This is a genomic window from Polyangium mundeleinium (genome assembly GCF_028369105.1).
GTDB lineage: Bacteria > Myxococcota_A > Polyangia > Polyangiales > Polyangiaceae > Polyangium > Polyangium mundeleinium.
Genome location: NZ_JAQNDO010000001.1, coordinates 10,954,134 through 10,962,217 on the forward strand (window position 1 = coordinate 10,954,134; position 8,084 = coordinate 10,962,217).

General features: G+C 69.2%; 3 protein-coding genes. All 3 read left to right on the forward strand.

Annotation, left to right across the window (positions count from 1 at the left end):
* Positions 1 to 158 precede the first annotated feature (158 nt).
* The 3 genes from POL67_RS43135 to POL67_RS43145 all read left to right on the forward strand — a co-directional run bounded on the left by POL67_RS43135 (position 159) and on the right by POL67_RS43145 (position 8,066).
* Entirely contained in the window at positions 159 to 2,204 is a 2,046-nt protein-coding gene (locus POL67_RS43135) for a S53 family peptidase (RefSeq protein ID WP_271927034.1), read from the forward strand.
* Between the two features lie 88 nt (positions 2,205 to 2,292).
* Entirely contained in the window at positions 2,293 to 5,556 is a 3,264-nt protein-coding gene (locus POL67_RS43140) for a poly-gamma-glutamate biosynthesis protein PgsC/CapC (protein ID WP_271927036.1), read from the forward strand.
* Positions 5,553 to 8,066: a hypothetical protein gene (locus POL67_RS43145; protein WP_271927037.1), complete on the forward strand. Its 2,514-nt coding sequence runs from the start codon at positions 5,553 to 5,555 to the stop codon at positions 8,064 to 8,066. Before POL67_RS43140 ends, POL67_RS43145 begins: the two co-directional genes overlap by 4 nt.
* Positions 8,067 to 8,084: the final 18 nt, after the last annotated feature.

Here is an 8,084-nt window from a genome sequence, read left to right on the forward strand (position 1 = left end):
CGATGCTACCAGGCACATCGCCCAGGCGCCCATTTCTCGACGGCGTCCAAATATTGCTTCGTTTCCGGATATTTGAGCAAGCTTCCGCCCGGAACGCGTACTGCACATCACCCGGAATTGGTGGATTTTTTCCTCGCATGGAGGGAGCATCGCCCACCATGCTGTCCTTGCGATTCCCTTCCTCCACCACAGCGCGGGTGCTCGCGCTGCTCGCCCTTGTCAACGGCACCGCGTTCGCCGCAACTAGCTGCAGCGGAGGCTCCGGAGAGACGCCTCCCGGCGGCACCGCAGGCTCGACCGCCCAAGGCGGCGCCGGCGGCATCGGCGGCCAGGGCGGCATCGGCGGTCAAGGCGGTCAAGGCGGCGACGGCGGTCAAGGCGGCGGCGGACAAGGCGGCACCGGCGGCACGGGTGGCCAGGGAGGTACCGGCGGCGAAGGCGGCGGTGGCGGCATGGGCCCGTCCACCAGCAGCTCGTCGAGCTCGTCCAGCAGCTCGTCCAGCAGCAGCTCGTCGAGTTCGTCCAGCAGCTCGTCCAGCAGCAGCTCGTCGAGCTCGTCGAGCGGCGCAGGCGGCGGCGGGGATCCGGATGCAGGCGAATTGCCCGACGCGCTCCCCGATTTCACCGACGCCGAGCTCGAGCCCGTGACGAGCATCGACGGCATCCCGAACCCGCTGCCGGGCGTCTACATGGACCTCGGCCCGGCCAACCCGAACGCGGAGTTCCGCTCGCTGATCGCCTTCCCGATGCGGGACAAGGCGCTCCTCGAAGAGACGATCTCGCACATCTACGACCCGGGCCACCCGATGTTCCGGGACTACATGACGGTCGACGCGTGGATGGCGCAGCACGCGCCGCCCGAGGTCGATCTGCACCTCGTCAAGCTCTGGCTCGAATCGCAGGGCTTCACGGTGCCGTACGTCGCGTCGAACCGCCTGCTCATCGAGTTCCAGGGCAAGGTCTCGAAGTTCAACGAGGTCTTCCAGACGAACCTGCACGTCTTCGAGCGCGAGAACCCGCAGCAAGGCAACCCGCCGATCGACGTGTACGGCACGCTCGAGCCGCTCAAGGTGCCGCTCTGGGTGGCGCAGCGGATCGGCGGCGTGATCACCGCCGATTTCGCGGCCGACAAGACCCCGCTCACGCCCGAGGGCGGCGGCATCTCGGTGCAGCCGCAGACCGTCCCGACGAACCGGCAGTCGCCTGCGAAGATCGCCAAGGCGTACGGCGTCGATCAGCTCTACAGCATGGGCTACCGCGGCCAGGGCGTGAAGCTCGGCGTCACGGTCGGCGCGATGTTCCGGTACAAGGATCTGCAGTCGTTCTGGCAGTCCTTCGGGATCATCCGCGATGACCCGGTGGTCACGTACACGATGGAGCCGCCCTCGACGCGGTACATCGAGACGACGCTCGACATCGAGTGGGCCGGCGCAATCGCGCCGGGAGCGACGCTGATGGTCTACGCAGGCCACGACGCGCGCAACACGTCGATGGTCTACACGTTCAACGAGGCGATCGGCCGCAACGAGGTCTCGATCATCACCGACTCGTTCGCACATCGCGAGGACTCCGAGCCGGCACCGGTGCGCATCCAGTACCACGACTCGGCGCTGCAAGCGGCGGCGCTCGGCATCACGGTCATGGCCGCGACGGGCGACTCGGCGCAGGCCGATACGCCCTCGGTGAGCCCGTACGTCACGGCCGTCGGCGGCACGCGGCTCTTCTGGAACGCGAACGGAACGCTGCAGCAGGAGACGAACTGGTACGCCTCGGGCTGCGGCGACTCGCTCTCGTTCCTCATGCCCGCGTGGCAAACGCCGTACGTCACGAACGTCGAGATCAACGCGCCGCCGCGCCGGGCGACGGCGGACCTCGCGGTCCACGCCTCGCAGTATGCGGGCTACTTCATCTACTATCTCAGCGAGTGGAAGAGCGGCTACGGCGGGACGTCGTTCTCGTCGCCGGTCTTCGGCGGGATCATGGCCGTCGTGAACCACTACCGTGCGGCGAACAACCTGCCGCAGGCCGGCTGGTTGAACTCGATCCTGTATTCGAACTCCGCCGTCAAGGCGACGTTCCGCGACATCACCGTGACGGATCCGGACGGCACCACGCCAGCCAACAAACTGCCCAAGACGGGATGGGATTATCCGACGGGATGGGGCGCGCCAAACGCGATGGGGCTCGCGCTCACCCTCCCCTGATCCAGGATCATGCGTTAACTCGACAGCGCGGCCCGGGCGGCGCGAAGATCATCCTTCCTTCGCGCCGGAGCTCCTGAGCCGCGAGTTCATGCTGGCCTCTCTCGCCGTCCTCCCGCCCAACGGTCTCGATCGAAGCCTGCACGTCGCCGTGCTGATCGGCCTCGTGATCGGGACTGTGTTGACCGAACTGTTCGGCTGGACCTACGCAGGCCTCGTCGTCCCCGGCTATCTCGCGACGATCTTCATCGCCGCGCCCGCGACCGCGCTCTTCATCGTGGTCGAGTCGGTCGTGACGTACTGGCTCGTCGCAGGCGTGGGGCGATGGGTCACGCACCTCGGCGCGTGGTCGGCGGCGTTCGGGCGCGAGCGCTTCTACCTGTTCATCGTTGGCGCGGTGCTCGTGCGGCTGCTCTTCGAGGGCGTCATCGTGCCGCGTATCGAGGCGCAATACGGCTTCGCGCACTCGCGTGAGCTCTACAGCGTGGGGCTCGTGCTCGTGCCGCTCGTGTCGAACACGTTCTGGAACGCGGGCATCATCAAGGCGTTCCCGCGCGTCGGGTTCGTCACGGTACTGACCTGGATCTTGCTCGTCTTGCTCCTGCGCACGACGAACCTCTCGGTCTCGCGCTTCCAGGTCATCAACGAGAGCCTCTCGATCAAGTTCCTCGAGTCGCCGAAGGCGCAGATCATCCTCGTCATCGGCGCGCTGCTCGGCGCGCGGAACAACGTCCGGTACGGCTGGGACTACAACGGCATCCTCGTGCCGGGGCTGCTCGCGGTCGCGTGCTACGAGCCGCTGAAGCTCGTCACGACCACGGTCGAAGCGCTGCTCGTGTACGGCGCATCGAAGTTCTTGATGAGCGTCCCGCCCTTCTCCCGCATGCTCATCGTCGGCCCGCGGCGCATGCTCATGTGCTACATCACGGGCTTCTTCGTGAAGGTCATCCTCGGGTTCGTCCTGGCCTACTTCTGGCCGGGTGTCCCGATGATCGACTACTTCGGATTCGGCTACCTCTTGCCGAGTCTTCTGGCGGTGAAGATGTGGAACAAGGACCACATCGGCATCGTCGTCATGCCGACGCTGCAGGTGTCGATCACCGCGTTCCTCGTGGGCAACGGGATCGGCTACGGGCTCGTGAAGGCCGAGGGGCTGCTCGTGCCGCGCGCCGCCGTCTCGGAGATCGCGATGATCGCGATCGATGCGAGCGTGCCGTACGAGCTCACGCTGGGCGACACAGGGCCGAGGCCGAGGCCCGCGGCAGAGCGATCGGTGGGGATCGCAGCGGTGGAGGTCGCGCTCGACGTCGCGACCGAGGTCGATGGATTCACGGACGCGCGGGGCGGAGAGGAAGTCTCGCCGCGAACGCTGACGGCCGCGAAGACCGCAGGCCTCTTGGTGATGCGCGAGGAGAAGGGCGGCTGGGTCGTGGCGCGGCCGCGCGCGTCGGAGATCGATCCGGACGACGTGACGCCGGCGCCGCGCTTCGCGGTGCGGCCGAAGTCGACGCCGGGGCTCGTCGCGCGTCGAGGAGGCTTTCTCGTGCTCGCGTCGCCCGAGGGGCCTGGCTCCGCGCTGCCCGCGCTCGCGCACGCGGCGGCGGAGGCGCTCGGGGCGCGGGCGATCGTGTTGCTGTCGCGGCACGAGGGGCAGCGGGCGCTCGACGAGGCGTTCGCGGCGGAGCTCGGAAAGCGGCTCGGACTGGATCAGATGCTCGTCGTCGAGGCGGGCGGGGACGCGGCGCCGGGCGTGAGCGCCGTCGGCTCGGTGCCCGAGGGCTTCGACGTGATGGCGCTCGGGCGCATGCTCGGCGCGGATGTAACGCTGTCGTGGAGGGCGCCGATCCAGGGCGCGTCGCAGCGGCCGTGGTCGAACGCGCCGACGCTGCGCGTGCCGCTGTCGCTCGCGGAGGAGGTCGGGGGATCGCTGCTCGGCGCGCGTGAGGTCGAGGTGTGGTCGGGCGGGCTGCGGCAGGAGCTCGTGGGCCGGGTCGTCGCGTTGACGTCGGTGGGGACGGCGGGGTATCGCGGGCCGACGATCGAGGAGCTGCGCCTCTTCGACGCGACGCTCGCGCGCCGGATGACGCACGCGGACATGGAGCCTCGGTGGACGGCGTGGGAGCGCGCGGTGGCAGCGCGGCTCGGGTACGCGATCGTGCGCGTGCATCGGCCCGACGGCGAGATCGAGGCGTGGGGGCTCGTCGAGGACGAGACGGGCGGGCGGCGCGGAAACGCGAGCCTGTTCGTGAAGGTCGAGAAGCTGGGGCTTGGGGCGGAGGACGCCGGAGGCGATCCGCAGCAGCCCCAAACGTCAGGCAGAGAGGTGATCGCGCCGGGGGAGATCCTCGTCGAGGTGCCGGCGCCGCGCTGGGAGATCGGCACGTTCGGCGCGGGTTTGTCGCTGTACGACGCGCTCGGTGCGCGCGGCCTCTTGATCGCGGGCGCGCTGCCGAGCGCCGATCCGCGCGGGCTCGCGGACCCGCGGCGCCGGGTGTCGCGCCGATCGTTCTTCCAGCGCTTGCATGAGGTCTGGCTCGGCGAGGGCAAGAGCGGCATCAGCATGCAGGGCATCGCGCCGGAGCGGGACTACACGGGCGATCTCGTGGTTTCGTTCGGGCGTGAAGTGATCCGGCGCGAGCAGGTGCCGGCGTGGGCGCGGCCGATGGTGGAGGTGTTCGGCGACCTCGGCCTGCGCGTGGGGATGTTCGACGGCGCTCGCGAGCACGCGCCGTACAACGGGTCGGCGGACCTCTCGATGAGCTACGCGCGCAAGTTCGCCGATGGTCGCTTCGCGCTCGTGTACATGTCGGGCGATCTGCGATCGGCGATGTCCGCGGTCGAGGGCGACGGCATCCTCACGCCGCGGCTCGGGCGGCTCGGCGTGGATCTCGGCTCGGAGGACGTGGCGTCGCGCGCGTTCGAACTCGTCGCGTGCAAAGTGCAGGCGCCGGCGCCGAAGAGCGCGGCGAAGAAGACGGAGGGCAAAAAGAAGGGCACGGACGACGCAGCCCCGGCGGAGGCCACGAAGGCGCGCTGCCCGAGCTTCACGGCGGATGCGGCGAGCCGGTGCAACGTGGATGCGCGGCTCGAGAGCTTCGAGCGTTACCTCGATCAGAACAATCCGTTCGATCTGCGCGCGGCGATCAAGGACGATCGGGCGTGCCACGTCGAGGTGGTCCGGGACGCGGTGTCTCGGCGGATCTGGGCGCTCGTCGCGGAGCCGGGGCAGGTCGTGCTGGTCCCGCTCGGTACGTCGCGGGTGCCGCGCGCGCCGAAGCCGCTCACCTCGATCGTGCGGGTGCGGCGCGCGGTCGCGACGGGCTTGACCAGCATCCGGGTGACGGAGAGCCCGTGATCATCCGATGGTTCATCGTCGCGATCCTCTTCTTCGGCTGGGCGGCACTGCTCTGGCCGCTCACCTCGCCGCCGCCCGCGTCCCACCTCGCGCTGCCGGCGATGGACGAGATCCTCGCCTATCGCGTCGACCCCGAGAAGCCCGTCGCCGTGAAGGTTCCCGCGTCGATCGACGCGGTCGTGGTCTCGACCTGGGCCCTCGTGCCCCGCGTGACCGTTTGTGATCCAAAGGGAAGATTTTCGTACGGCTTCGAAACGACGTTCGTCGACGAGCACGGCAAAGACGTCCAGACGCACCGGTTCGAGCTGGAGAGCCGGCTCTCCTGCGACGACAAGGACGGCGCCACGGCGGGCGAGTACGCAGCGCGGGTCGCGCAGGGCGACGAGTGGGTGCTCGATCCACGGACGACCACGATCACCACCGCAGAGCTCTTGCCGCGCGGCGGCGTGATGCGGATGCGGGGGCTGCCGATCTCGGTGAAGGATGTGCTCTCGCGCGTGGAAGGTCGATACCGGCGCGGCTCGTACGAGCGCACATTTTACGAGATGAGCCTCGACGACGAGGATCGATCACGCGTCGTGTCAGACATGACCTCGCTCGGCTTCGAGGATCTTCCGGAGACGGCGCGATCACGCGCGCTCTCCGGCTGGGATCGGCGTCTCGACGCGGCCGGGCTCGAAGGCAAGGACTACACGCTCCGGCGGCTCTTGCTCCGCAACTACCGCACGCCCTTCCCGGCGGCCGCGGGCACGGTGCCGGGGTACTCCGTGGGCGAACGACACGCGGCCGCGGTCAACGTGATGGGTCCCGTCGAGCTCGACGTGCTCGCGCCGCCGGGGCGATCCGTGACGGTCAGCGAGGGCGGCGGCGGCGGCGCTCGGATGCTCACGGTGCCCGAGGACGGCGTCTTCCACGTGTCGTCGTCGCGCCTCAACCCGCGCACGTTCGTGGTCGAGGGCAAGGGCGATGATTTTCTCGTGCGGTTCGTCCTTCCAAAACCGTACGAACGCGCGCAGATCGGGGATCTGATCGCGCTGCCGTTCGAGGGCGATCGGCTGGAGATCCGGCCCGACGTGCGGGTCGTGAAGTACCTGAAGCTCGATCCGGAGCGCCCGGTCCTCGCGCGCGTGGCGCCGGATCAGCCGTACCTCGGCCTCCTGCTCCGCGCGGAGCTGCCCGAGGCGGGCGCGCCCGACTCGATGGCCGGCACGGTCGTCGCGCGCTGGGGCCCCGGCCCGAACGAGCGCGCCGAGCTCCGCCAGATCTTGCCGCGCTCGCGATTCGAACGCTGGGGCAGGCCGCGAGATCAAGCCGCGGAGGGCGCGATCGCCGCAGGGAGCGACAAGACCGAGGCCGACGCGACCGATCCACGCCGCGCAATCCTGCGCATCCCGAAGGGCGCCACGAAGATCGAGATCCTCGGCGACGCGCACATGCGCGTGCACCTGCGCGTGCTCGATCCTGGCGTGCCCGAGGACATCTTGCGCGTGCCGTACCGCGTCGAGCTCGCGGAGAACGAGATCTGGCGATACGCGCCGTTCGACGTGCGCACCTGGACGCCCATCCGCGCCGAGAACCAGAACGAACTCGAACGCCAGGGCCGCATCGCCGACCTCTACGAACAGGTGCGCATCGAGCTTCGCGGCCAGCCTTCGCCGAGCGAGGCCGGCCAGAAGCCCGAGCGCACGCTCGTCCCGGATCAAGCACCCGTCCGACGCCGCTTCCTCGCGCCGTACGAGATCGCCGCGAAGGAGCTCTTGCCGAACGACGGCTGGACGCCGCTCGATCTGGAGAACCCGCTCAAGCTCGGGATCGGCTACGCGGGGGAGCGCGGCGGGCGGCTGAAGGTGCTCTACCGAGCGCACCCGTCGCGGCTCGGGAAGATGGCCGAGCTCTGGATCGACGGCCAAAATATGGTCGAGCAGCCGATCGCGTCGCTCTCGGGTGTGCTCCGGGCGAGCGTCAAGGCCGGCATCCACGACATCCAGGTGAAGGGGATCGGCGACGGGCTCGCGTACGCGGATGCAGCGCCGTGGGAGGGCGGCGCGATCATGCGCCGGCGCGACGTCTTCGAGTTGCCCGCGCGCGAGCCGCTCTCGTTCACGTTCCGGCAGCGAACGGGCGAGTCGCTCACGCTCGTGCTCTTCGTGATCAGCGAGGCGTCGACGCGTCCGTTCAAGATTCGCTACAGCATCGACGGGGCCAAACCCGTGCGGCAGAAGGGCGCGTTTTTCCGGTCGATCACGACAGGCAGCGGCGAGCTCTCGGGGCGCACGGGCGACGCGGGGATGGGCTTGCTCTGGGAGGCGCGGCGCACGGCGAAGGACGCGCGCAAGAACCTGGACGGGCTCGCCAAGGTGAAGATTCCGATCGGCGACGACCTCGAGCCCGGCCTCCGGACGATCAAGATCGAGAGCGTCGATCGCGTGTGGATAGGTGCGGTGCTCGTCGGCCAGGCGCCGCTGCCGGGAGACCTCGAGCCGAGGCTTTGGTCGGAGGACGATCTGTGAAAAAAGCGCGATGGGCAG